Below are 22032 nucleotides of genomic sequence, written 5' to 3' on the forward strand. Positions count from 1 at the left end.
ACACATATAAGCAAACATATGAGGAGGAAAACAGCATGTTGAAAACAAAAATTATTTGTACTATGGGACCTGCTTGTGACTCAATCGAATTGTTAAAAGTAATGATCCAGGAAGGGATGACGGTTGCCCGTCTGAATATGGCTCATGGTGAGCTGGAAGATCACGTGGCACGGATTAACAATATCCGCAAAGCAGCTTCCGAATTGAATACGTATGTACCGATTATGATGGATATCAAGGGACCGGAAGTTCGTATTGGCAAACTGAAAGAAGCATCCTGCCATCTGCAAGCAGGTAAAGAGCTTATCCTGACTACCGAAGAAATTCTTGGTGACGCTGAGCGTATTTCGGTAAACTATCCGGAATTGAACCTTGTTGTAAAACCTGGCGATCGCATCCTCATTGATGATGGTTTAGTGGATCTGACTGTACTGTCCGTGGAGGGATCAGATATTCACTGTAAAATCATCAGCGGCGGCATTCTGAAACCACGTAAAGGGGTTAACTTGCCAGGAATCAAAACGACTTTGCCAGGTGTAACGGAACGTGACGTTATGCACATCGGATTCGGAATCGAAAACGGTATCGAAATCATCGCTGCTTCCTTTGTTCGTAAAGGCGACGACATTCGTGAAATTCGCAGCATCCTGAAAGAACGCGGTGTAGATCATGTACAAATCATCTCCAAAATCGAAAACCAGGAAGGTATGACCAACCTGGACGATATCATTGAAGCATCTGACGGTATCATGGTAGCTCGTGGAGATCTCGGGGTTGAAGTACCAATCGAAGACGTTCCTATGATGCAAAAAGAAATGATCGATAAATGTAACCGCGCAGGTAAACCGGTTATCGTCGCAACGCACATGTTGGAATCGATGCAAGTGAATCCGCGTCCAACTCGTTCGGAAGTTAGTGACGTTGCTAACGCTGTTCTTCAAGGCGCAGACGTTGTGATGTTGTCTGGTGAATCGGCAGCAGGTAAATACCCAGTACAATCCGTGCGCACAATGGCAGCTGTTGCTCGCCGTGCTGAAACGATGATTGATTACAAAGAACAATTCAACCAAAAATCCGCTCAACAAGTAGCTGACATTACCGAAGTTATCAGTCAGGGAGCAGTTAGTTCCTCCCTTGTCCTGAATGCCAAAGCGATCATCACATCTACCGAGAGTGGATTTACGGCGCGCATGATCTCCAAATATCGTCCAAAAGCACCGATCATTGCGGTTACACAGCATGAAGAAGTACTTGCGAAAATCTGTCTGCTCTCCGGTGTCATTCCGGTTATGGGCGACAAAGTAACGACAACCGATGAAATGTTTGAGTCCGCTACACGCAATGCAATTAAAACCGGTTATATTGAAAAAGGCGACATCATCGTATTGTCCGCTGGCGTACCGATTGGTCAATCCGGTAACACCAACTTGATCAAAGTTCAACAAGTATAATTCAAGAGATAGATTTGCATATATCGTGTGTTGAGAATACAAAAAAACAACCGAGAGCAGAAATTGCGTCTCGGTTGTTTTTTCTTGTGTAATTCATTTTATCATCCAACAATCAACAAGGTTAAACCGTATCCCATCTTACAAATTTCGTGAGTAGTTCACCAAATCCTGCGACATCATATTAATCTCATCCATCGAGGCGTTTACCTGCTGTGTCAGGGCAGCCTGATTCTGTGTCAGTGTGGACATGTTGCCAATGTGCTCCAGAATCTGGTCAATGAAGGTCTTCATTGCCTGCATGCTATCTTCAATATTGACGGTAGCCTGCGAGCTATGGTCAGCCAACTTCCGAACTTCTCCGGCCACAACTCCAAAACCAAGACCCAATTCTCCCGCTCTGGCTGCTTCGATCGCAGCATTCAGACCCAGTAAATTCGTTTGGCTGGCAATTTCCCGAATAAACGCTGTAATGTTTTTGGTATCATCTGCACTGCTCTTTACCTGAATGGCCGCGTCCGCGGATAACTCTTGTGCAGTAACCAGTTCCTGAGCCTGATCAGTAATCGAGTTAATTCCACGTACCATCTCACCGATGGATTCGGATAAAAGCTTCGTCTTCTGATTCATCGCTTCGACGATCTGTTCCTTGTTCTTCTCATGTGTCACGTCACGAATGGTTCCCGCTACACGGAGCGGTACTCCGTTACTGTCCCGAACCGTCTCACCACCTGCATGATACCAGCGATATTCCCCGTTCTTACGTTGCAGACGGTAATCCAGATCGTAAGGTGTCCGTCCACTGTAGTCATTCATGTGCTTGGCAAATTCATTGATCGTGCGGTCATGATCGTCCGGGTGAAGCCGGCTGCTCCAACTGCTGAACACATTCGGGAAATCCTGCTCATCGGTAAATCCAAGCTCTCGGCGAAACTGTGGTGACCACCAAAATTCATTATTCGGGTTAACCACATCTCCAGCCACAACGGTCATATCCCACGGCGCTTCCACTAATGCGCGATTTACCAGGTCATAACGGGTAACGAGTGCTTCTAACTCATCGGATTTACTCTTCTCATCATGAATATCAAACATGATTCCCAGAAGTTTAACCGGAACGCCTTGATCATTTCTAACAACTTGTCCAAGACACCGGAACCAGCGCACTTCTCCACTCTTTGTTATCATTCGGCTCGTTACATTGTATGCGGCCTTCTCAGAAGTTGTATTAACGTTTTTCGTAATCTCCTGAACCAGCTGGGGTCTGTCATCAGGATGGACGGATTTGGCCCAACTTGCAAAAGCATCGGGAAAATCCTTCGTATTGCTAAAGCCTAACATTTGACGAAATTCATTGGAAAAAGCAACGATATTATTGCTATCCAGAGGATCTCCTGCTACAATCTCGGATTCCCAGAGTCCGATATTCAATGCCTGATTTAGCATTCTGAGGCGCATATCCGCTGCTTCATTTTGCTTCTTCAGCATATGTACCGCTTTATTGATATTATGTGCAATTTCAACAATTTCCTGAGAATCATTGATTAATTCCAGCTCACTGGTATATATCCCTTGCTCTGCGTCTTTAACCAGTTTACGACTGTATTCCAATAAGTGTTGAAGCGAACCCGCAGGGGCTTGCTTGATCATTTGGGTACGTTTACCAAACATATCGATTTCTCCTCTAAAGTCATTTATATATATTTCGACATCATTAGACATTAAATGTAGAGGGTTTTCATCCATTTGCGAAAAACAACATAAAAAAAAACGCCTTATCAGCGCTTTTCTCACATTGTTATGATGTTATATTCATATATTTTCTCGCGATCGGACCTTTACCAGCCAAAATTCAGCGTTTCGCCTGTCTCTACCCATGTCTTGATACTGCTCAATATCATCCACCAGCTACTCTGTGCGTTCGCAAAGGATGGATGGTTGTCCGTAAATTGGTCGTTGATCAGGGTTAATTTCGTACATTCCCCCACCTTCTCCAGCTGAAACACTACTCTGGATTGAAGCTCAGCGTGATTAGCGTGGTAGGAAGGTCCAGGATGCTCAAGGTAACTTAACAAAGATAGAGGTTCGAATTCCAGAATATCGCCGTATACATGAACCGTCTCTGCACCGTCATTCCCAGGCCCTACATAGGCAAACGGCTGACCTGGTTGGAAATTAGAACGAAGTTCGCTGCCAAAAAAGCTGCTCCGTGTACCATCCGGCGAGATCAGGGCATTCCACACCTCTTCCTGTCCGGCATTAATATAGAACTCATATTTTAATTCCATGAACTCACTCCCTATATGTATTGTATTGAAGGTACAACTCAACTGACATGCTTGCAATACTATCCTATCGTTTACCCCAATCGGCGTATTGTAAAAACGCGACAACAGTGAAAACAAATGATAACCCAATATGCTCATTTATAAATAAAGTCAAACTATCTTTTGTATGAGCAGGAAGCATTCAACAAAAATAATATTGTGAGAAATTTTTTTTCGTATTATGATTAACAGGACTTTAGATGTATTATTTAATCATTTATGAGTAAATAGTCTTATTTTTAAGGAGGATTTTCATTGATTTATCCCAAAAAATTTGGTATTGCTGCTGCTGCAACGATTGCACTCACATTAAGCAGTTCAAGTGCTTTTGCAGAATCCAGTACCACCTCATTCAAAGACCTGAGTAAGGCATCCTCATGGGCTCAATCCTTTATTCAAGAAGCACAAGAAAAAGGATTGCTTAGCGGAGATCGGCAGGGTATGTTTTATCCACTTCAAGAAGTTTCAAGACAAGAAATTGCAATGGCCATCACTAAATTAATGCAACTACCTGTACAGGAATTTAGCTCCACAACGTTCTCTGATGTTCCAAATGAAACATGGAGTGCACAAGCTATTGATGCAGTACATAATCATGGTTGGATGCTGGGAGATAACAATGGTTACTTCCGTCCAAAGAACTCTGTGACAAGGGAAGAATTAGCAACTATTTTAACCCGTATTACTCAAAATAAAGATATAGATCCTAAAGAAGAAGAGCGCCAACTAAGTAATCTAAAAGACGAAAAAAACATCTCTACATGGGCTAAACAATCAGTTAATTCTGTTGTATCTTCCGGCTTAATGACAGGTAGTAATGGTAGCTTCTATCCTAAACAGTATGTGCTTCGTCAAGAATTAGCAGCTATTTTAATTCGACTCGATTCACAAAACAGTGTGAGTAATCTTCAGTTCATACAGAAAATTAATGATGAAAATGTGATTATTGGAGATAAGACCTATCAAGTAGCAGATAATTTGAAGGCATTATTCACATCCAAGAATGAACCTGTTCTACAAAACGCAGGCATTCAATTTAAAGCTGAAAATGGCGTTATTACACAAGTACTTGAATTGAAGCTTGTAACTCCAGGTAAGGCTGCAGTCTCAGGAAAACCTGAATTTTCAGGAAACCTTGTACTCGACGGGGGTAAAATATCTGTTGAAAAAGACCTGACTGTTGCTGCAGATTATATAACAATTAAGAATATCTCTATAAAAGGCAACTTGGAAATATCATCTGAAGTGAATAACGATTTTTACGCGGAACAAATATCTGTATTAGGGACTACATATGTAAATGGTGGAGACGATAACACCGTTGTCTTTGACCAATCGAATCTTCAAAATATGAGAATTGCCAAAGAAGATGTCCGTGTTGAGTCTTTAAACAAGACAGTAGTTAAAGAAGTACAGATCGAATCCAAGCTCTCAGGGTTATGGGGAGATAACTCCATAACCTATGAAACTGTGAGTATAGGTCAAGGAGTACAGAACGCTTCTTTATATGCACATATTCGTAATCTTGAGGTTAACGCCGGTGATAAAGAAATAACAATATCCGGGACAGGTCATATTGATTCTATGACCATCCAAGGTTCCGGAGCGATCAACGTTCAAAACGCCAAAGTGATTGGTACGGTCACCGTTAACGAACGTTCAGCAAAAGTATCTCTTCCAGCGAATGTAATTGTCCAAAAAATTGTACTTCCAGAAGGTGTCTCACCAGAACAAGTGATTTTGAATTACGATAAAGTTAAATCACAAATTGCAACAATTAACGGGACACCGAATCCAAGCTATACACCACCGGTCACCGGGGGAGGAGGTTCCTCTAATAGTGGAGCAAATGGAGGCAGTTCAGGGGGGACAAGCCCGTCTAACCCTGGAACAAATCCAACAACGCCTACACCTTCAACAGGATATCCTTTTATTGAAGGAACTAGTTATCAGAACCGAATGGAAACATCCGCTGATGGCCTAGTCACCGTAAACCAAACGGGGACGATCTATTATATGGCCGTTCGGTTAGATGATAATGTACGCCCTACTGCAGAGCAAATAAAGAATGGAACACTTACTGAAGATGTACCATTTGCAAACGGCGTTGTACAAGCAACAGCTAACCAATTAACAACCTTTAAAATTGAAGGCTTAGAGCAATCAAAAGCATATGGTATTTGGGCCGTTTTCAAAAATAGCGATACAGGTGAAGAAACTAAACCTAGCTATATCATGTCGGTAAGCAATTACTTGCCTAATAGTGAGGATATCTTGCCATTTAAAAAGAAAAACCTTGAACAAATTAGGATTCAGTTCACTGGTGTGCTTACACCACCAATTACTAGTGTGACCGATCCATCTGCTATTGTAGAAGGCGGGCATCTCAGAAACTATGGTTATGGTTTTATTGAAATTAATTCGATAGAGTGGGATTTAACTATTCCGGATATGCCTATCCTTAATTTAAACTTTGACCCAGTCACACTGGGAGATGGAACTTCCTATAGATTAGACTGGACCTATGTAAAAAATGCTCTGTCTATTAAATTTACAAGCTCTAACGGTACACCTACTGCTCATGGGTTTGGTGGGTTTGGGACTTATACAGGTCCGGAAGTCGTGAATCTTATTACCAAACAGCTCGCTATCGAAATAGGAAGCATTGTTGATCCAACCCAGGCTGAAGAGGTTATGCACCTTCTTGAAGCATACCCTTCTCCGTTAAAACAAGAATTAGGCTTGATTGAGTTTAATGCTCAGCATTATCAGAAGGCTCTCGCAGAACAAGCCGGGAAGTACACAACCTACAGCGATGTTAAAGAAATTGTAGAAGCCGTTAATCAACAATATCCTGCACCAAGCACCAATGAAGCCACTGCTATTCGTTCCCTGAATAGTGCGCAAAGTGCTTCCTTAATGGAGTCATATATCAAGCGTTATGCATCAGCATTAAATATTGATTTAACTGCATTCAATAATTTAAACGCAGCTTCTAGAATTGAGATTGGCAAAATCATTTTAGAATACAGAGAACAATTGCCACAAGGGGAGTTTACTGGCATTGCTCAAATTCGCAGCTATTACGATCTAGCATACGAAGTTGTATCCTCTGCTCCAACTACACTGAATTTTTCAGATACTGACACAAGAGTAGGACTTATTGGAGGAGACGTAGTTTGGACACCTGGTGTAAATGAGGACAAAGTGAGTTCATATGAAATTATCTGGGGAAGTCAAGGTAGAGAGATTGCTTCCATTAATCGAGTGGATAAGGATGGATCCAACCGATATACGATTGCTGAAGGAACATCGATTCCTGAAGGGGCAACCCAACTGTTAGTCCGTGCCTTACTTCAAGATGGTACAGAAACTGCCCCAATTTATATCACATTAAAAGATACATTGCCAGCTGCGCCTGAACAACCGTCCATCGATAATGATGACGCAAAAAATATATTAATTGGAGCAGATTCAACTATGGAGTTCTCTGTGGATGGAGGAACAAACTGGCATAACTATGATGAAGAGAATCCTCCCATCTTCCCAGGTCGCGTTTTTGTACAGGTACGCGTTCAGGCTGATCCAGTAAATCAAGTGCCTGCAGGTAAAGCAAAGACTGTCTCTTTTGTAGATAATGTTGTGATGTATGCCGGCATAAATGATATAAGTAATACTTTTGATACAAATTACATTTCATCAGCCATGGAATACTCATCAGATAATGGAGAGACGTGGACAACATATGATGAAAACAACCCTCCTCAGTTTCCAGGGGATCTGACCATTCTGCTTCGTGAAAAAGGAGGACAATACCTCCCAGCAGCCCCAGCCAAAAGTTTCACTTTTAAATCTAAAGTGAACATTTTTAAAGGAGGGAATACCCTTTCTGCTTCAACGTCAGCTATTGAGTACTCGAAGAATGGTGAAGAATGGATCAAATTCGTTCCACAACAAGTAGTTACATTTCAACCTGGAGATAGCGTAGACGTTCGGGAAGCTGCATATGGTTCATTCCCTGCAGGAGCTATTGAAACAATCACCTTCGATTAAATATGTAGGAGTAAAGATTTTGTTCCTTTTAAGCCGCTATATTTCTAGCGGCTTTTGTTTTTTTAAAGGGAGATCCTCATGCCTCATTACAGTTTAACTGGAAGCATAACCGTATGCCGAGAGTACTAACGGGCAGGGTAGTTGTAATATATGTAAGAAAAGGTTAATAAAACAGATACGCTCTAGTGTTTATTCCGATAATCTTCATCTATTTATTTGTTTCTAGCAAGTATAGACAACGAAAACATTCTATAGTGCAATGCCAGGAGATCAGATATACTCAAATGGAATGAAATAACAGGAAATAGACACCGGTAGGAACGAATAGATCGAGCTCGAAAGGAACAAATATATGAACCAAACAACAAATATTATGGGAATTCCTTTTCCCAATATAACTATGGATCAGACGGTTACGATTCTTGGTGATGTAGTCGATCAGAGACAATCCGAACTGTTCCATGTCATCACAGGCAATCCGGAAATCGTCATGTCCTGCCAGAAGGATCAGGCGCTTCGTTCGGTCGTGGATCAGGCAGGGCTTATTACCGCTGACGGCGCGGGCATTGTTATGGTATCCCGCTTTCGGGGTGGACAATTGACCGAACGGGTAACAGGTTGTGACCTGCTTTTTCGTTTGTTGGAGGAAGGACGCAGGAAGAATTGGTCCTTTTATATGCTCGGGGCAGAAGAAAGTGTCAGTAAGCGGGCTGTAGAAGTTATTACGCAAAACTATCCGGGCGTCATTGTTCATGGCAGACATCATGGATTTTTCACAACGGGCGAGGAGCAAAACATTGTAGAAGAGATTCACGAGGCACAACCTGATTTTCTTATCGTGGCCCTGGGAGCACCCCATGCTGAACACTGGATCAACAAATATCGCCATCAACTCAATGCTCGTGTAGCCATCGGAGTCGGGGGAAGCCTGGATATTCTGGCCGGCAAAACCAAACGAGCACCTGCCATATGGCAGAAGCTTAACTTGGAATGGCTTTATCGACTGCTCAGCCAGCCTTCCAGATGGCGCAGACAACTTATTTTGCCACGTTTCGCTGTTCGTGCGTTGCTGTTCAGGGAGCAAAGGTAAATAACAAAGGGGACTGGTTACGGAATGATCGGTGAACAATCCATGATCAAACTCAGGCCAAACAAAATACATATTATCGGCTCAGTCGGTAGCGGCAAGTCTACACTGGCCCGCCATTTATCCGCGAGGTTAGACCTTCCTTATTATGAGCTCGACAACATAGTGTGGCACCGTGTACCTCAAGGACAGGATATTCGCAATAGTCCGGAGACACGGGACACCCTTCTGCAAAAAGCTGTGGATTCCAATCAGTGGATTATTGAAGGTGTGCACTATAAATGGGTAGCAAGCAGTTTTGAGCAGGCTGATCTTATCGTCTATTTAAATACCCCCGTGTGGAAAAGGAATGTGCGCATTCTCAAACGTTTCACAGTACAGAAGCTCGGGCTGGAACAGGGAAATTACCGACAGACATTCACCATGCTCTGGAAGATGTATACATGGAGCTATCATCATGACCGTAAGGAAAAGGCGCTAATCATGGCGTTTTTGCAGCCTCACCAACATAAATTGTGTATGGTTCGTAACGAAGCAGAATTGACTAGATACCTGGAGGAATCGACAAGATGAAACATGAGGATCATGCGATCAGACCCAGTATGGGTCTTCTGAAACTGGATGAGGGCGACAAAAGATATTGCCTGACACGGTATGCCCCTTCCGAGGCATTGAGTTCTTTGGTCAAGCATTTCTGGATCGTCTCCTGGGATCTTACCGGGCATGATCCTTATCCTCAACATGTGGTTCCCAATCCATGTGTCAATCTGGTGGTAGAGCGTGGAAACACCTTTTTCTTTGGTCCATCCGGACAGAAATTCTCCTATCTCGTCCGTGAAAAAGGAACCGTGTTTGGGGTGAAGTTTAAGCCTGGCGGATTCTATCCATTCATTCGTAATCCCGTCTCCACATTGTATGGGAACCCCTTGGATGTCTCTGGTGTGCTTGGTGTCGATGCTCCACTGCTCGAAGAACGTCTGCTCGGAGATGAAAGTGATGCGGACAAAGTCAGTTATATGGATCAGCTTCTCTGTAAACACCTCCCTCCTCCTGATGATCAAGCCATTCTGGTCAGCCAGATTGTGCTGTATATTGAACAGCATCGGGATATGTTAAGAGTCGATGACTTATCTGCCTCCTGGAAAATGCACACAAGAAAGCTCCAGCGCCTGTTCAATCAGTATGTGGGCATCAGCCCCAAAATGGTCATCAAACTCTACCGCCTGCAAAATGCTGCTGAGCTGATGGAGCGGGGTGTGAATTGCGATCTGGTTAAGCTGTCCCAGGACCTTGGATATCATGATCAGTCACATTTTATCAAAGACTTCAAGTCCATCATCGGCAGCACACCTGAAGATTACGTCCATTCCAGAGGATAAAGTGAGATGAACTGCAGTCGAAGCAAAGGACTAGACTGCAATGCAAAAACCTGTCCTGAAGCCTCAGGACAGGCGAACAACTTCGACGGTATCTCCGGTGGTGATGACGCCTTCACGCTCGACTGAGCAGACGATTCCGCGTTTTTTGCGGGCGGCTGGCACGAACTTTTTGCGCAACCCATCCTGCTCGTAGACTTGCTCAATGATTTTCCCTGGGTGTACACAAGGCAGATTCTCCCCTTCGCAGATCAGCCCGGTTCCATCCGGAAACAGAAGTCGGGTCCCGACAGGAAGCTCCGTCAACTTTTCAACACCACGGACAAATAGGTTGGCGCCGAGCCACTCCGGACGTACTTCAGGAATATTCATCTTCTGTGCTATGAGAGCACATTCCTCTTCCGAGACAATACTGATTTGCCTGCGATTTGCAACCGGCGTTCCCCGTTTGTATATTTTCTGGCGGGAGTCGGCTGGGCGCAACAGACCATAATGCCGGTCATTCGGAATTCCAGCGAGTTCAATATCAATAAAAGGTACGACTCGTGTAACAAATGTTGATGGATCATCCGCCAGCAGGACGAATTGAACGGTTCCCACACCCACGCTAATCCCCCTTTTCCATGAGTAATTTCATATTCTTTATTGTTCATTATTACCCAATGAATGGATTTTCGACAATCAGCGTATGTTTATCTTTGTACTTAATCCGTGGCGTCATTATTAATGAAAATCATGAATCCATAAACAATTCACACAATTAATTTGTGTAAAATTAAATTTATACTTTCAGTTCGGATGGTAAACATTTATACTGAGTAGGACAAGTAAATAAATGACATATAAGAAAGCAAGGTGTTTCTTTTGATTAGTATCATTTTCGTGGCTATTGTAGCCATCGAGCACTTCTACATCATGGTGATGGAGATGTTCCTGTGGACCCGTCCACGCACGATGAAAACGTTCGGTCTTACCCCTGAACTAGCCGAATCCACCAAGTCCATGGCAGCCAATCAAGGTCTGTACAATGGATTTTTGGCCGCAGGTTTGATCTGGGGACTCGTTTATCCGGATGCATCCGTCGGACAGCACATTCAGATCTTCTTCCTGGCATGTGTCATTATCGCCGCCCTCTACGGAGGTGTAACCGCTACTCGGTCCATCATTATCAAACAAGGGCTGCCTGCGATCATTGCATTACTTCTCGTTCTTTTCCTCTGATCACCTGATGGGCAGTACCATACCGGGATTCATTAAAAGCTCCAATGTGGTAAGGTATGGTTATAAAGGCATCGGAATATGCCTGATCATGTGATTGGTCTGGAAAGGAGAACGTTTCATGGGACTGTTTGACAAGCTTCGACGCCGCAAAAAGGAAAACGCGACCGCAGGTGGAGCCGTACATACTGCTCCATATAGTGAAACTATCGTCGGATTTGTTTTGCTGGAGCACGAAGATTGTAATTTTGATCACTTTATTAGCACGATGAAAAACGAGTGGAATATTGAGATTGAGGAACGTCCGGAGGAAGGCAATCTTTTTTTCGAAGTGAATGGAATGCAAGTCGTGTGTGCACATATTAATGCTCCAATTCCTGACCACGAAGTAGAGGAAAATGCCAAATTAAATGTGCTGTGGCGGGACGCAGTACAAGTCACTTCAAGACATCAATCTCAGATTATTGTCTCTGTACTGAATGCAACTGACGCCATACAGGCACATATTCTGTTCACCCAAACAGCGAGTGCTTTGCTCCAGCTTGACCATGCGCTGGCTATATATATGGCGCCACTGGTGGTGGAAGCAGGTCAGTACGTGGACATCAGTCGTGGAATCAAGGATGATGAACTGCCCGTCTCCCTCTGGATTTTCATCGGATTATTCCAAAGTCCTGAAGGCGCATCGGCCTACACTTATGGATTACGCAACTTCGGGAAAGAGGAGATGGAAATCACTCAGTCCGCAAAACCCTTAAGTGAAGTATTTGAAATGATGTATATGACTGCGACTTATGTTGTTGAAAACGATGTAACTCTGCATGACGGCGAGACGCTTGGCTTCTCCGCAGAACAAAAGCTGTCCATCAACCGCTCGGAAGGAATAGCCACAGAGGGCAGCAGCTTGAAGATTGGTTTTTAGACATTGTTAAGAGCCGTCCAGATTCTTCGTGACTGGGCGGCTTTTTATGTTTGATGTCTGGTTTAGCTCATCAACATTCGTTCCCTGAAACTGTATCTGCTAGGAGGACATAGTTCATAAGTATTAGAAAATGGTGGAGCACCAGAAGCTGCTGGCACAGTGGGGCATGAAGCGTGCTAGTGTAGCGGTTGGCGGAGCGATTGCCAAAATGCAGCTAAACCGGATCTCCAAAGAATCGCAGCATCAGACCGAATTCCAGTGGGAAACATATGATGACGCTTTGGCATTTTTATTAAACTAATTAAAAAAGGGCTGTTATGTGAGCATAAAGGAAATACGGTGTGAGGAGCATGCAGTCATATCTTAAGGCGCTTCCCAGCAAATGAGGGGAACGCCTTTTGTATTTTCAAACTCTCCATATGAAATGAATATGTTTATCATGTTTGCGATAAGATCATGGGTTCATCACACACACCATCGTTACAGATGTGCCGCACATGCCCTGTTCGACGAATCCGAAACGCTGATAAAGCCGAATTGCTTCATTGTCCGGGTCAACACTGAGCGAAACGGCTTCAATTCCCCGCTTTCGAGCCTCTTCTAATGCCTCCTGAATGAGAAGGGTACCTATTCCTTTGCCACGCGCTGTCTCAATTACAGCCATTCCCATCTCGGGTGTAGCCTCATTTACATAACCATATCCCGCATTCTGATCATTAAAAAACCGCAACGTGACCGAACCCATACGTTTGCCCTGAGAATCCAAGGCGATAAATCCGAAATCTCCCTCTCTCCCCCAGCCTTCAACGTACTTGGACATGCCGGGGCTATGGATGATCTCAGGTTCAAAAGGCTCTTCGCCCTCCCGCTTGAATATGGATGCATACAACATCTCCCACAGAAAAGGGATATCCTGCTCCTCAATCGGACGCAATTGATACTCCGTCATTCCTTTCCCTCCTTCAAATTAGTAAATAGGCGTTCCATTTCACTTAAATTAAAATCATTGGTAATTTCATAATTTTCAAGCTTGTCTCTCGTTTTATATCCGCTATAGATAGAGACGGCATGTTCGTTATAAAACGTAATTCCAAAGCCTACTGTAAATTGATCTTCTTTCTTAGTCAAAATCTGCCAGTCATAGTAATACGGCTTCCCCTCGGATCGCCCTGAGATATCTGTTTCCGTTAGTCTTCTTAATTCGATATCCTTCGCAAGCTTCAACACCTTTCTAATCTCTTTGGGATCTTTAATAGTCACTTCTTTTTCATCGTATGGATCGGTGGTCGGTATTTTTTTGATAACCAGAATCTCCAGTGTATCCAGCATACTCATATGATCCGTGACTTCAGCTCGAAAGGTGGTATGTTGTCTCGAAATGTACATTGGTAACACAATAGCTGCAATCACGAGTAGAACAACCACACCAAGAATGGTTTTGGTTCTTTTTTTCATTAAGTCTCCTTTCACCGTTGGGTAAAACAGGGAATAAAATTTTCCATTATAAGTATAACATCTCATCCAAATATTGTTCTAGATCATTAAAATCATCCATTAAATACATGTGCTTTATAAAGAAAAAAACCTCTTCATAACTCTTCATTTTAAATTTTATAATTGCTAACTAACTTGATAAATATCTATATTATCTTTTTGAAAAAAATGTCGATATATTACATAAGCTTTCGGCTTTGCCTATACTAGCAGGACATCGAAGGGGGAGAATTGGATGAAACTTAAACCGAAATTAATGATGATGTTTCTGGCCGCTGTACTCATTACGGCGATTCCACTGGCAACACTTGGCTTATACCAAACAGAGAAACAAGCCACTCGTAATGTTGATTCCAAGTTAACTGGATTAATGTCCTCGTCGGCCAACGAACTGAATGGCTGGATCAGCAGCAATGCCAAAGTTGTGGAAACACTAGGGTTTGTGATTCAGGAAGGAGTTCCGGCTGGACAACTGAACGAAGATTATTTTGACATCATGAAGCTGGGCAGTAACAAAGAGAGTCTATCAGATCTTTACTTTGGTTCAGAACAAGACGGTCATTTCATGAATGGTTCAGACTGGACACCTGATGCGGGGTATGATCCACGTCAGCGTCCTTGGTACCAGGAAGCGAAGCAGGCCGATCAACTGGTATTCTCTGATCCCTATCTGGATATGATGTCGAAGCAATATGCGGTGTCCATGGCGATGCCGGTCCTGAATAAAACGGGACAGCTGCAAGGCGTAGTGGCAGGGGATTTACTGCTCTCTACCCTTACGGATACGGTGGGGAAAATTAATCTGGACGGGCTAGGTTATACATTTTTAATCGATAAAAAAGGAATGCTTCTGGCTCACCCTGACGAGAAACAGGTGAATACCTCGGCATCTGACAATGCTGAATTAAAACCACTGCTGGCCGATATGCAGGCAAACCCGTCAGGGGAGAAGAATTTTAACTACAATGGTGAGAATTATCTGCTGTTCTATAATCAAATCCCCAGCACGGGCTGGGTGATCGGTTCAGTTATTTCCGAGAAATTAGCCTATTCAGAATACTATGAACTACGAAATAACTACATTCTGATTATCGCTGTTACGCTAATCGTTGTTATGGCAGCAGCATACTGGATTGCAACACTATTCATCAAACCACTGAAAAGCTTGGGGGCGACCTCCAGACTGATGTCGAGTGGTGACTTTACCGGTCGGGTGCAGATCAAAGGTAAAGATGAGTTCGCGGAGTTAGGTACGGCATTCAATCAGATGTCCGCTCAACTCAGTTTGCTGCTGAAACAGGTCGCCTCCTCCGCTAACCGGGTGCAAAGCATCTCGGGTGAGATGGAAGAGCATACGGACAATACCAAACGTATTGCCGAACAGATCTCCATCGCCACAGATGAACTCGCTCAAGGGTCAAGCAAACAGGCGGAATCGGTCTACGACGGTTCAAGTCGACTGTCCGAGATGAGTAATAGTGTTGGCGGCATTAACCGCAGTGTTGAACAATCGGTAACGATGATGCGAGAAGCAGGAGAAGCCATGCTTGCCGGATTGCAAGCCGTGGACCATCAGGTGGAACTTGCGGACAGCAATCGGAGTTCTATTGATCGGGTGGGTGAGTCGATCACGCTTTTGGCGGACAAGTCGCAGAAAATTGAGGATATTGTCGGCATGATTCGGGGCATCGCCTCCCAGACTAATCTGCTCGCCCTGAACGCTTCCATTGAAGCAGCCAGAGCAGGTGAACACGGACGCGGCTTTGCTGTCGTTGCCGAAGAAGTGCGGAAACTGGCCGAGCAGTCTTCGGACTCGGCACAGGATATCATTGTCCTGCTGGATGAGATTCAGGCGGCAAGTCGTCAAAGCGTGAGTGAAGTAACTTCGGCTGAACAAGGTATTGAGCAGCAGGTAGCTGCTGTGCATGAGATGCGCGAGTCGTTTACCCGAATCAAACAATCCATTGACGGCATCGACAGCCAGCTTCAGTTGGTATCCTCTGCTACGACCGAGTTGGATGATAGCTCTGGTAAGATTGCCGAAGTGATTTCCAGTGTTGCAGCCATGTCGGAGCAGAGCGCGGCTTCCACGGAAGAGGTTGCTTCTTCCAAGCAGGAACAGTTCAATTACATTACTAGCATCTCGGAACGTTCCAATGAGCTGGCGCAGCATGCCAATACGCTGTACGAGGAAGTGAAGAAGTTCAAGATTTAACTCAAACAAGCCGCGTTCACCCTTAGGGGCACGCGGCTTGTTTTGTATGGACGACGTATATGTTTGTTGATACTCATATGCTTTTTTGTGTTGATCTTTCCTGAATCGTTGAAGTAACCGATTACGTGACTGTGTTCTCAGATTGAGCTGATACATTCCCTGTCGAGTCTCTAATGACCAATTCAGGCTTCAGGACAATTTTCTGCGGTGAATTTTCTTCATTTTTCAGCTCATCAATTAATAGATCAACGGCACGACGCCCCAGATCCTCAATAGGTTGGGCAACCGTCGTCAGAGGCGGACTGGTTACCGAAGCCAGAATCGTATTATCGAATCCGATGATGGATACATCTTCAGGCACACGCAGGCCTAACTCTTTGGCAGCCTGAAGCGCACCAATCGCCTGCATGTCGTTACAGCAGAAGATGCCTGTGGCACGATTTTTTTCCGTGAGCAGCACGAGCGCCTCTTTTTTGGCTGAACCCAGATCGGCAGACGACTCTCTCACCCGATTGCCTTCAAGAGAATAACCCGCCTTCTCCAATGCTTCACGAAATCCGCGTACACGTTCCTGACTGCTGCTGACTTTGAACGGTTCCGATAGCACCGCTACGTGAGTATGACCCAATTCAAGCAGATGCTGTGCTGCCAAGGCGCCGCCAAGCCTGTCATCGATCGCAACGGTATGTACCGACAACGACGGCATATGACGGGCAATCAGAGCAACAGGTATCGACTGCTGCAGGAGTGGAGAGAGAATCTCGGCATTGTCGATACCTGTTCCGATCATCATGCCGTCGACCCTTTTTTGCTGAAGCAGATTCAAATACCGCTCTACCCGCTCGTCCTTATTGTCTGTGCTGCAAATCACGACGCTATAACCCAACTGCCGACTGCGATCTTCTACCGCTCTGGCCAGCTCGGCAAAATACGGATTGGAGATATCGGGCACGAGCAGCCCGAGCGTGTATGTCTGCTTACCCGTAAGTGCAGCAGCAATAGCGCTCGGCTGGTAGTGAAGCCGCTCCATGATCTCCATAATCTCGGCACGCCGCTTCTCGCTAATTTTACCTTTGCCGTTAATAACCTGTGAGACGGTTGCAATGGATACCCCCGCCTCGCGTGCGATATCATATATGGTTGCTTTCATTGTTATTATTTCCCCATTTGTGCTATATATAAATTCCCTTATATATAGGTAATCGTTATCTTCTCATTATGCAGGGGGAAGTCCGCATACGCAACTTGAAGCCGATACTACTTTTTATTCATCAGCCAATCATGGTCCGGGTCGTTATGGAACTTCCAGGTCCGGGTTGGTCCTGCCATCACATTCAGATAGTAGACCTCGTATCCCGGAGGAGCACCTACCGGATGGTATCCACACGGAACAAGCACAACTTCGCCGTTGTTCACTGCAATCGTCTCATCTACAGCTCGATCATCTGTGTATATTCGTTGGATGGCAAACCCCTGCTCAGGCTGCACTCGGAAATAGTACGTCTCCTCTAGTAACGACTCATCAGGCAGTGCATCCCGGTCATGTTTATGCGGCGGGTAACTCGACCAATGTCCATCTGGCGTGAACACCTCAACGACGAGCAGACTGTCTGCTTCTTTTTGTTCCGGCAAAATGTTGTGAATCTGTCGTTCCAGATTGCCGTAACCACGCGTCTCAACACCTACATCTTCCGGGGCAATCAGACGAGCAGGATACGTGCCTTTACCTGGTGCCGCACATATGGCAATCTCCAATGCGGTAAGAGCGGTGAACTCCACTCGGTCTGAACTGGATACGTAAATCGAATACGGAGGAATTTTCTCAAAAACACTCATTCTTTTCCCGATATTCTCCCACGTATATTCACGAGTACTTACATTCGCCAAACCGCTGAGAAGCACAAGACAGAGTTCCTGATCCCCGCTCTCACGAGTTAGAGTCTGCCCCTCCGCAAGCTGCACCACCTGGAACCCGACGTATTCCCATCCCGCAGACTCTGGCGTGACCGTCAACAACGTTCCGTCTGCTTTTGGATTCAACACAGGTTTTACTACGCGTTCTGACATGCTTCCTTCCACTCCTTCCGATATTTATCCTTTATCGTGATGACTGTCTATTAGATGAAATGAATTTGTTACGAAAATGGCCCTACGGGGCAACCGTCTGCGATTCCACCGACATCCCCGGGACTTCCCGCAGCTTCACAGGTCTGCCTTGTTCCATGGACATGCGAGCGGCGAGTGCGATGCGTTCTGCCTGAACGGCATCATTCCCGTTTACGATGACAGGTGTGTCGTTCCGAATCGCATCAATGAAAAGAGCTGTCTCCTGCACGTACGCTTCGTTGTATCGCTCCAGGAAAAAGTGCAGCGGCTTGTCGCGCATCAATCCGGTCGCTGTACTAATCTCTGCCGTATTCGGATGATCGTTCGCAGCTGCCGCGCTGCCTAATGAGCCAAACACCTCGACTCGCTGATCGTATCCATATACCGCCTGGCGGCTGTTATCAATGACGCCAATTGCTCCATTTTCAAAACTCATCGTCACAATGGCCGTATCCACATCGCCGTGTTCCGCAAATACAGGATGAATCAGCACATTACCCTGGGCATAGACTTCCTCCACCTCACTCCCGGACAGATACCGGGCCATATCGAAATCATGGATCATCATATCCATGAAGATTCCGCCAGACACCTGAATGTACTCCGCTGGCGGCGGACTCGGGTCACGAGAAGTGATTTTGATAATATGCGGATCACCAATCGTTCCCTCCTGCACATGTGCACGTACCCGTTTGAAGTTATGATCGAAGCGACGATTGAATCCAATTTGCAGCTTTACCCCGGCCTTGTGCACGGCTGCAACAGCTGCCTGAGTCTGGTGAAGGTCCATACTGACCGGCTTCTCGCAAAAAATGTGTTTACCCGCCTGGGCTGCCTGTTCAATCAGGGGTACATGCGTATCTGTTGAGGAACAGATCAGTACTGCATCTACATTTGGCATCGCGATCAGCTGGCTGCTATCTGTCGTTACCACCGGAATACCACGGCTGGAAGCCCACGCCTCCAGCTCGGGTCCTGCAAACAAATCACTGATGCCAACAATCTCGGCATGCGGGTTGCGCAGGAGATTGTCCGCATGAATTTTACCAATCCGCCCAGCGCCGATGATGCCTATTCTCACTTTATCCTTGCCCATTCCGTTATCCTCCCTGTATGTGTCCATGTGGACTCAACGTTCTTCCATTGGCTGGGTATGCCCTGAGTGACTACCAGCGGGCAGTAACCATCTTTTTGCGAGTATAAAATTCAACGCCGTCTGTACCGTTGGCATGCAAATCACCGTAGAAGGATTTCTTCCAGCCGGAAAAAGGGAAAAATGCCATTGGCGCAGGTACGCCCAGGTTAATGCCCAGCATGCCTGCATCAATCGTTTCACGGAATTGGCGCATGCTTGCTCCACTGCGGGTGAACAGGCAAGCTCCGTTGGCAAAGTCGGAACGGTTGGCCAGTTCCACTGCTTCCTCCAGCGTAGCCACCCTCGCTACCGAGAGCACCGGTGCAAAAATCTCGTCCTTCCAGATCTTCATGGTGCTCTGCACCTCATCAAATACCGTCGGACCAACGAAATAACCGGACTTGCCTGTCGCTTCATCTTTGCGACCATCCCGGATCAGAGCAGCGCCTTCCTGTTCTCCGGATTCAATGTAACTAAGTGTACGTTCCTTATGTGGGCCACGAATGACAGGACCCAGGAATACCCCTTCATCCATGCCGTTACCAATGGTGATGCGATCTGCCGCTTCGACCAGCTTTTGCACCAGCGTGTCAGCAACATCGCCCACGGCGACAACAACCGAGCAGGCCATACAGCGTTCTCCGGCTGAGCCGAAGGCCGCACTGGTGATTTCTTTCACCGTCAATTCGAGATCGGCATCCGGCATAACGATCGAGTGATTTTTGGCACCAGCAAGCGCCTGTACCCGTTTGCCATGTGCGGATGCGGTAGTGTATACATATTCAGCCACAGGCTGTGATCCGACAAAAGAGATCGCTTGAACATCCTTGTGTTCAAGCAGGCCATTCACGACGTCATGCGCACCGTGAACGATATTGAGCACGCCGTCCGGAAGCCCTGCTTCCTTGAACAGCTCGGCCAGACGACCTGCCAGCAGCGGTGTGCGCTCCGACGGCTTCAGGACAAAGGTGTTGCCGCACGCAATCGCCAGCGGGAACATCCAGCACGGTACCATCATCGGGAAGTTGAAGGGGGTTATTCCCCCAATAACACCGATCGGGTACCGATACATGCCTGACTCCAGCCCCGTGGCGATGTCGGGCAGCTGTTTGCCCATCATCAGGTTCGGGGCGCCTGCCGCGAATTCGACGCATTCAATGCCGCGCTGCACTTCGCCGTAAGCTTCCGCGTAGCTTTTACCGTTCTCCAGCGTAACCAGCCGTGCGAGTTCTTCCCAGTGCTCCACCAGCAGCTGCTGGTAGCGGAACAGAATCCGTGCACGGCGGGGAACCGGTGTGCCACTCCAGGACGGGAATGCCTCCCGTGCCGTCTGGACGGCCAAATCCACATCCGCCTGTTCAGACAGCGGAACGTGTGCAATGACCTCTTCCGTAGCCGGATTTACGACCGGCTCCGTACGGGTTGCCGCCGGGGTCACCCAGGCACCCCCGATCCAGTTTTGAACCATTGTCGCTGTTGCTGACGCTTCCGAAATTCCTTTTCCCATAGCCCTGTCTCCCTTCGCTTATATGTGCGTTGCGTCGAATCACTCCATGTACTCCAAGTACTTCAACACGCTTCAAGACACCGTGATTTCGCCCCGATTGCAGCGTTCGATATAGTCATTCACTTGTTCCACCGTTGGCATTGCATCCGAGCAGCTATGGCTGGAGATAACGATACACGCAGCCGCACTGCCAAACGCCATACTGCGTTCAATCGTCCATCCCTGCATCAACCCATACAGGAATCCCGCCGCATAGGAATCACCTGCTCCAAACGTCTTCACCACACGCGCAGGGTAGCTGTCCGCTTGATGAGATAGCCCTTCACCGGTATAGGCAATGGAGCCTTCCTTGCCATGTTTGATGACGACAATTTTAGCTGAGAAGTCAAACCATTTTTGCGCGGTCACCTGATCGCTATGGTCTGGATTATGGTCAAACGTCTCCATCATGTCGAACTCTTCACGTGTGCCCAGGATGATATCGCATTTCTCGGCTGCGAGGTTATAATAGACCGCCGTCTCTTCGGCTGATGTCCATGTGTAAGGACGATAGTCCAGATCAAACACAATGATTGTGCCATGCTTTTTCGCATATGCCAGTGCCTGGAATACCGCTTCACGTGATGGACTCTGGGCGAGGGCAGTACCTGAGATCAGCAGCACTTTGGAGTCGGCAATCAGCTGCTCCTGAACTTCTCTCGACTGCAATAGCAGATCAGCCACATGGTCACGGTACATTAGGATGCTGCAATCAGTTGGACTTTTGATCTCGGTAAAAGCAAGTCCTGTCACCGCTCCGGTATCGTCCGTTACCACATTTGACGTATCGATCCCGTTCCGCTCCAGATAACTGTTGATGAACCTGCCCATCTGGTCATTCGCGATTTTGCCGATAAATGCCGTTTCCATACCGAGCCTGGACATGCCAATCGTGATATTAGCCGGAGATCCGCCCACATATTTCGTAAAGGTCATCGTCTCTTCCATCGGGCGATTGATCTCATTGGCATTCAAGTCGATGCACAGACGGCCAATCGCGGTGAAATCCATCTTCCTGGAATCAGGAAAGGATACGTAAGTCATTGTATTTGAACCCCTTTCTGTAATGGGATTTGGAATGATACATTCATCAAACTCACACTCA

Annotated in this window: 19 protein-coding genes; 9 read left to right on the forward strand and 10 right to left on the reverse strand. The window is 46.1% G+C overall.

From position 1 onward, the window contains the following. The first annotated feature begins 35 nt into the window (after nucleotides 1-35). Nucleotides 36-1451: a pyruvate kinase gene (gene pyk, locus HW560_RS03815; RefSeq protein ID WP_076292255.1), complete on the forward strand. Its 1416-nt coding sequence runs from the start codon at nucleotides 36-38 to the stop codon at nucleotides 1449-1451. Between the two features lie 138 nt (nucleotides 1452-1589). On the opposite strand, the gene HW560_RS03820 is transcribed toward pyk, so the two are convergent. After that, nucleotides 1590-3119 (reverse strand): methyl-accepting chemotaxis protein, encoded by a 1530-nt coding sequence (locus HW560_RS03820; RefSeq protein WP_090905396.1) that lies wholly within the window; start codon nucleotides 3117-3119, stop codon nucleotides 1590-1592. A gap of 167 nt (nucleotides 3120-3286) precedes the next feature. Further along, entirely contained in the window at nucleotides 3287-3736 is a 450-nt protein-coding gene (locus HW560_RS03825; RefSeq protein ID WP_179262092.1) for an SRPBCC family protein, read from the reverse strand. 294 nt (nucleotides 3737-4030) lie between these two features. On the opposite strand from HW560_RS03825, the gene HW560_RS03830 reads away from it, so the two are divergent. From HW560_RS03830 to HW560_RS03845, 4 genes are all read left to right on the forward strand, one after another. Beyond that, nucleotides 4031-7828, forward strand: coding sequence for a DUF4073 domain-containing protein (locus HW560_RS03830; protein ID WP_179262094.1), 3798 nt, complete (start codon nucleotides 4031-4033; stop codon nucleotides 7826-7828). Between the two features lie 352 nt (nucleotides 7829-8180). Further along, complete coding sequence (locus tag HW560_RS03835) at nucleotides 8181-8918, forward strand: WecB/TagA/CpsF family glycosyltransferase (RefSeq protein WP_090905401.1); 738 nt, start codon at nucleotides 8181-8183, stop codon at nucleotides 8916-8918. Nucleotides 8919-8942: 24 nt separating this feature from the next. Then, nucleotides 8943-9488, forward strand: a complete 546-nt coding sequence (locus HW560_RS03840; RefSeq protein ID WP_257031677.1) for an AAA family ATPase — start codon at nucleotides 8943-8945, stop codon at nucleotides 9486-9488. Beyond that, complete coding sequence (locus HW560_RS03845) at nucleotides 9485-10294, forward strand: helix-turn-helix domain-containing protein (protein ID WP_090905403.1); 810 nt, start codon at nucleotides 9485-9487, stop codon at nucleotides 10292-10294. Before HW560_RS03840 ends, HW560_RS03845 begins: the two co-directional genes overlap by 4 nt. 63 nt (nucleotides 10295-10357) lie before the next feature. On the opposite strand, the gene HW560_RS03850 is transcribed toward HW560_RS03845, so the two are convergent. Beyond that, the gene (locus tag HW560_RS03850) at nucleotides 10358-10891 is read right to left on the reverse strand and encodes an MOSC domain-containing protein (RefSeq protein ID WP_090905432.1); all 534 of its coding nucleotides are present in this window, start codon (nucleotides 10889-10891) and stop codon (nucleotides 10358-10360) included. A gap of 264 nt (nucleotides 10892-11155) precedes the next feature. Between HW560_RS03850 and HW560_RS03855 the strand changes: the two genes are divergently transcribed. From HW560_RS03855 to HW560_RS03865, 3 genes are all read left to right on the forward strand, one after another. Next, nucleotides 11156-11512 (forward strand): DUF1304 domain-containing protein, encoded by a 357-nt coding sequence (locus tag HW560_RS03855; RefSeq protein ID WP_177185942.1) that lies wholly within the window; start codon nucleotides 11156-11158, stop codon nucleotides 11510-11512. 118 nt (nucleotides 11513-11630) lie between these two features. Further along, complete coding sequence (locus tag HW560_RS03860; protein WP_179262096.1) at nucleotides 11631-12431, forward strand: DUF4261 domain-containing protein; 801 nt, start codon at nucleotides 11631-11633, stop codon at nucleotides 12429-12431. A 130-nt stretch (nucleotides 12432-12561) separates the two neighbouring features. After that, complete coding sequence (locus tag HW560_RS03865; RefSeq protein WP_179262098.1) at nucleotides 12562-12732, forward strand: hypothetical protein; 171 nt, start codon at nucleotides 12562-12564, stop codon at nucleotides 12730-12732. Nucleotides 12733-12885: 153 nt separating this feature from the next. Here HW560_RS03865 and HW560_RS03870 read toward each other — a convergent pair whose 3' ends face one another. Both HW560_RS03870 and HW560_RS03875 read right to left on the reverse strand, forming a co-directional pair. Next, a complete protein-coding gene (locus HW560_RS03870; protein WP_179262100.1) occupies nucleotides 12886-13380 on the reverse strand; it encodes a GNAT family N-acetyltransferase in 495 nt (164 codons plus the stop codon). Next, nucleotides 13377-13886 carry a hypothetical protein gene (locus HW560_RS03875; RefSeq protein WP_090905413.1) on the reverse strand — a complete coding sequence of 170 codons (510 nt, stop codon included), beginning with the start codon at nucleotides 13884-13886 and terminating at the stop codon, nucleotides 13377-13379. Before HW560_RS03875 ends, HW560_RS03870 begins: the two co-directional genes overlap by 4 nt. Before the next feature lie 274 nt (nucleotides 13887-14160). On the opposite strand from HW560_RS03875, the gene HW560_RS03880 reads away from it, so the two are divergent. Then, nucleotides 14161-16140, forward strand: coding sequence for a methyl-accepting chemotaxis protein (locus tag HW560_RS03880; RefSeq protein ID WP_179262102.1), 1980 nt, complete (start codon nucleotides 14161-14163; stop codon nucleotides 16138-16140). 121 nt (nucleotides 16141-16261) lie between these two features. Here the strand turns inward: HW560_RS03880 and HW560_RS03885 are convergent, their stop codons facing one another. The 5 genes from HW560_RS03885 to iolC form a co-directional block, all read right to left on the reverse strand. Then, entirely contained in the window at nucleotides 16262-17290 is a 1029-nt protein-coding gene (locus HW560_RS03885) for a LacI family DNA-binding transcriptional regulator (protein ID WP_179262104.1), read from the reverse strand. 107 nt (nucleotides 17291-17397) lie between these two features. Continuing rightward, complete coding sequence (gene iolB, locus HW560_RS03890; protein WP_110002482.1) at nucleotides 17398-18207, reverse strand: 5-deoxy-glucuronate isomerase; 810 nt, start codon at nucleotides 18205-18207, stop codon at nucleotides 17398-17400. A gap of 82 nt (nucleotides 18208-18289) precedes the next feature. Next, entirely contained in the window at nucleotides 18290-19342 is a 1053-nt protein-coding gene (gene iolG, locus HW560_RS03895; protein ID WP_179262106.1) for an inositol 2-dehydrogenase, read from the reverse strand. A 70-nt stretch (nucleotides 19343-19412) separates the two neighbouring features. Beyond that, the gene (locus HW560_RS03900) at nucleotides 19413-20888 is read right to left on the reverse strand and encodes a CoA-acylating methylmalonate-semialdehyde dehydrogenase (RefSeq protein WP_305729145.1); all 1476 of its coding nucleotides are present in this window, start codon (nucleotides 20886-20888) and stop codon (nucleotides 19413-19415) included. A 72-nt stretch (nucleotides 20889-20960) separates the two neighbouring features. Then, nucleotides 20961-21971 (reverse strand): 5-dehydro-2-deoxygluconokinase, encoded by a 1011-nt coding sequence (gene iolC, locus HW560_RS03905; protein WP_064642883.1) that lies wholly within the window; start codon nucleotides 21969-21971, stop codon nucleotides 20961-20963. Nucleotides 21972-22032 lie beyond the last annotated feature (61 nt).

It is taken from the genome of Paenibacillus sp. E222, assembly GCF_013401555.1.
Classification (GTDB): Bacteria; Bacillota; Bacilli; order Paenibacillales; family Paenibacillaceae; genus Paenibacillus.

Excerpts from the sequence above, each read along its gene's own strand:
- HW560_RS03860 (WP_179262096.1), top strand. The coding sequence starts at position 11,631 with ATGGGACTGTTTGACAAGCTTCGACGCCGCAAAAAGGAAAACGCGACC.
- iolC (WP_064642883.1), bottom strand. The coding sequence starts at position 21,971 with ATGACTTACGTATCCTTTCCTGATTCCAGGAAGATGGATTTCACCGCG.
- HW560_RS03845 (WP_090905403.1), top strand. The coding sequence starts at position 9,485 with ATGAAACATGAGGATCATGCGATCAGACCCAGTATGGGTCTTCTGAAA.
- iolG (WP_179262106.1), bottom strand. The coding sequence starts at position 19,342 with ATGGGCAAGGATAAAGTGAGAATAGGCATCATCGGCGCTGGGCGGATT.
- HW560_RS03840 (WP_257031677.1), top strand. The coding sequence starts at position 8,943 with ATGATCGGTGAACAATCCATGATCAAACTCAGGCCAAACAAAATACAT.
- HW560_RS03900 (WP_305729145.1), bottom strand. The coding sequence starts at position 20,888 with ATGGGAAAAGGAATTTCGGAAGCGTCAGCAACAGCGACAATGGTTCAA.
- HW560_RS03870 (WP_179262100.1), bottom strand. The coding sequence starts at position 13,380 with ATGACGGAGTATCAATTGCGTCCGATTGAGGAGCAGGATATCCCTTTT.
- pyk (WP_076292255.1), top strand. The coding sequence starts at position 36 with ATGTTGAAAACAAAAATTATTTGTACTATGGGACCTGCTTGTGACTCA.
- HW560_RS03865 (WP_179262098.1), top strand. The coding sequence starts at position 12,562 with ATGGTGGAGCACCAGAAGCTGCTGGCACAGTGGGGCATGAAGCGTGCT.
- HW560_RS03835 (WP_090905401.1), top strand. The coding sequence starts at position 8,181 with ATGAACCAAACAACAAATATTATGGGAATTCCTTTTCCCAATATAACT.
- HW560_RS03875 (WP_090905413.1), bottom strand. The coding sequence starts at position 13,886 with ATGAAAAAAAGAACCAAAACCATTCTTGGTGTGGTTGTTCTACTCGTG.
- HW560_RS03880 (WP_179262102.1), top strand. The coding sequence starts at position 14,161 with ATGAAACTTAAACCGAAATTAATGATGATGTTTCTGGCCGCTGTACTC.
- HW560_RS03825 (WP_179262092.1), bottom strand. The coding sequence starts at position 3,736 with ATGGAATTAAAATATGAGTTCTATATTAATGCCGGACAGGAAGAGGTG.
- HW560_RS03820 (WP_090905396.1), bottom strand. The coding sequence starts at position 3,119 with ATGTTTGGTAAACGTACCCAAATGATCAAGCAAGCCCCTGCGGGTTCG.
- iolB (WP_110002482.1), bottom strand. The coding sequence starts at position 18,207 with ATGTCAGAACGCGTAGTAAAACCTGTGTTGAATCCAAAAGCAGACGGA.
- HW560_RS03885 (WP_179262104.1), bottom strand. The coding sequence starts at position 17,290 with ATGAAAGCAACCATATATGATATCGCACGCGAGGCGGGGGTATCCATT.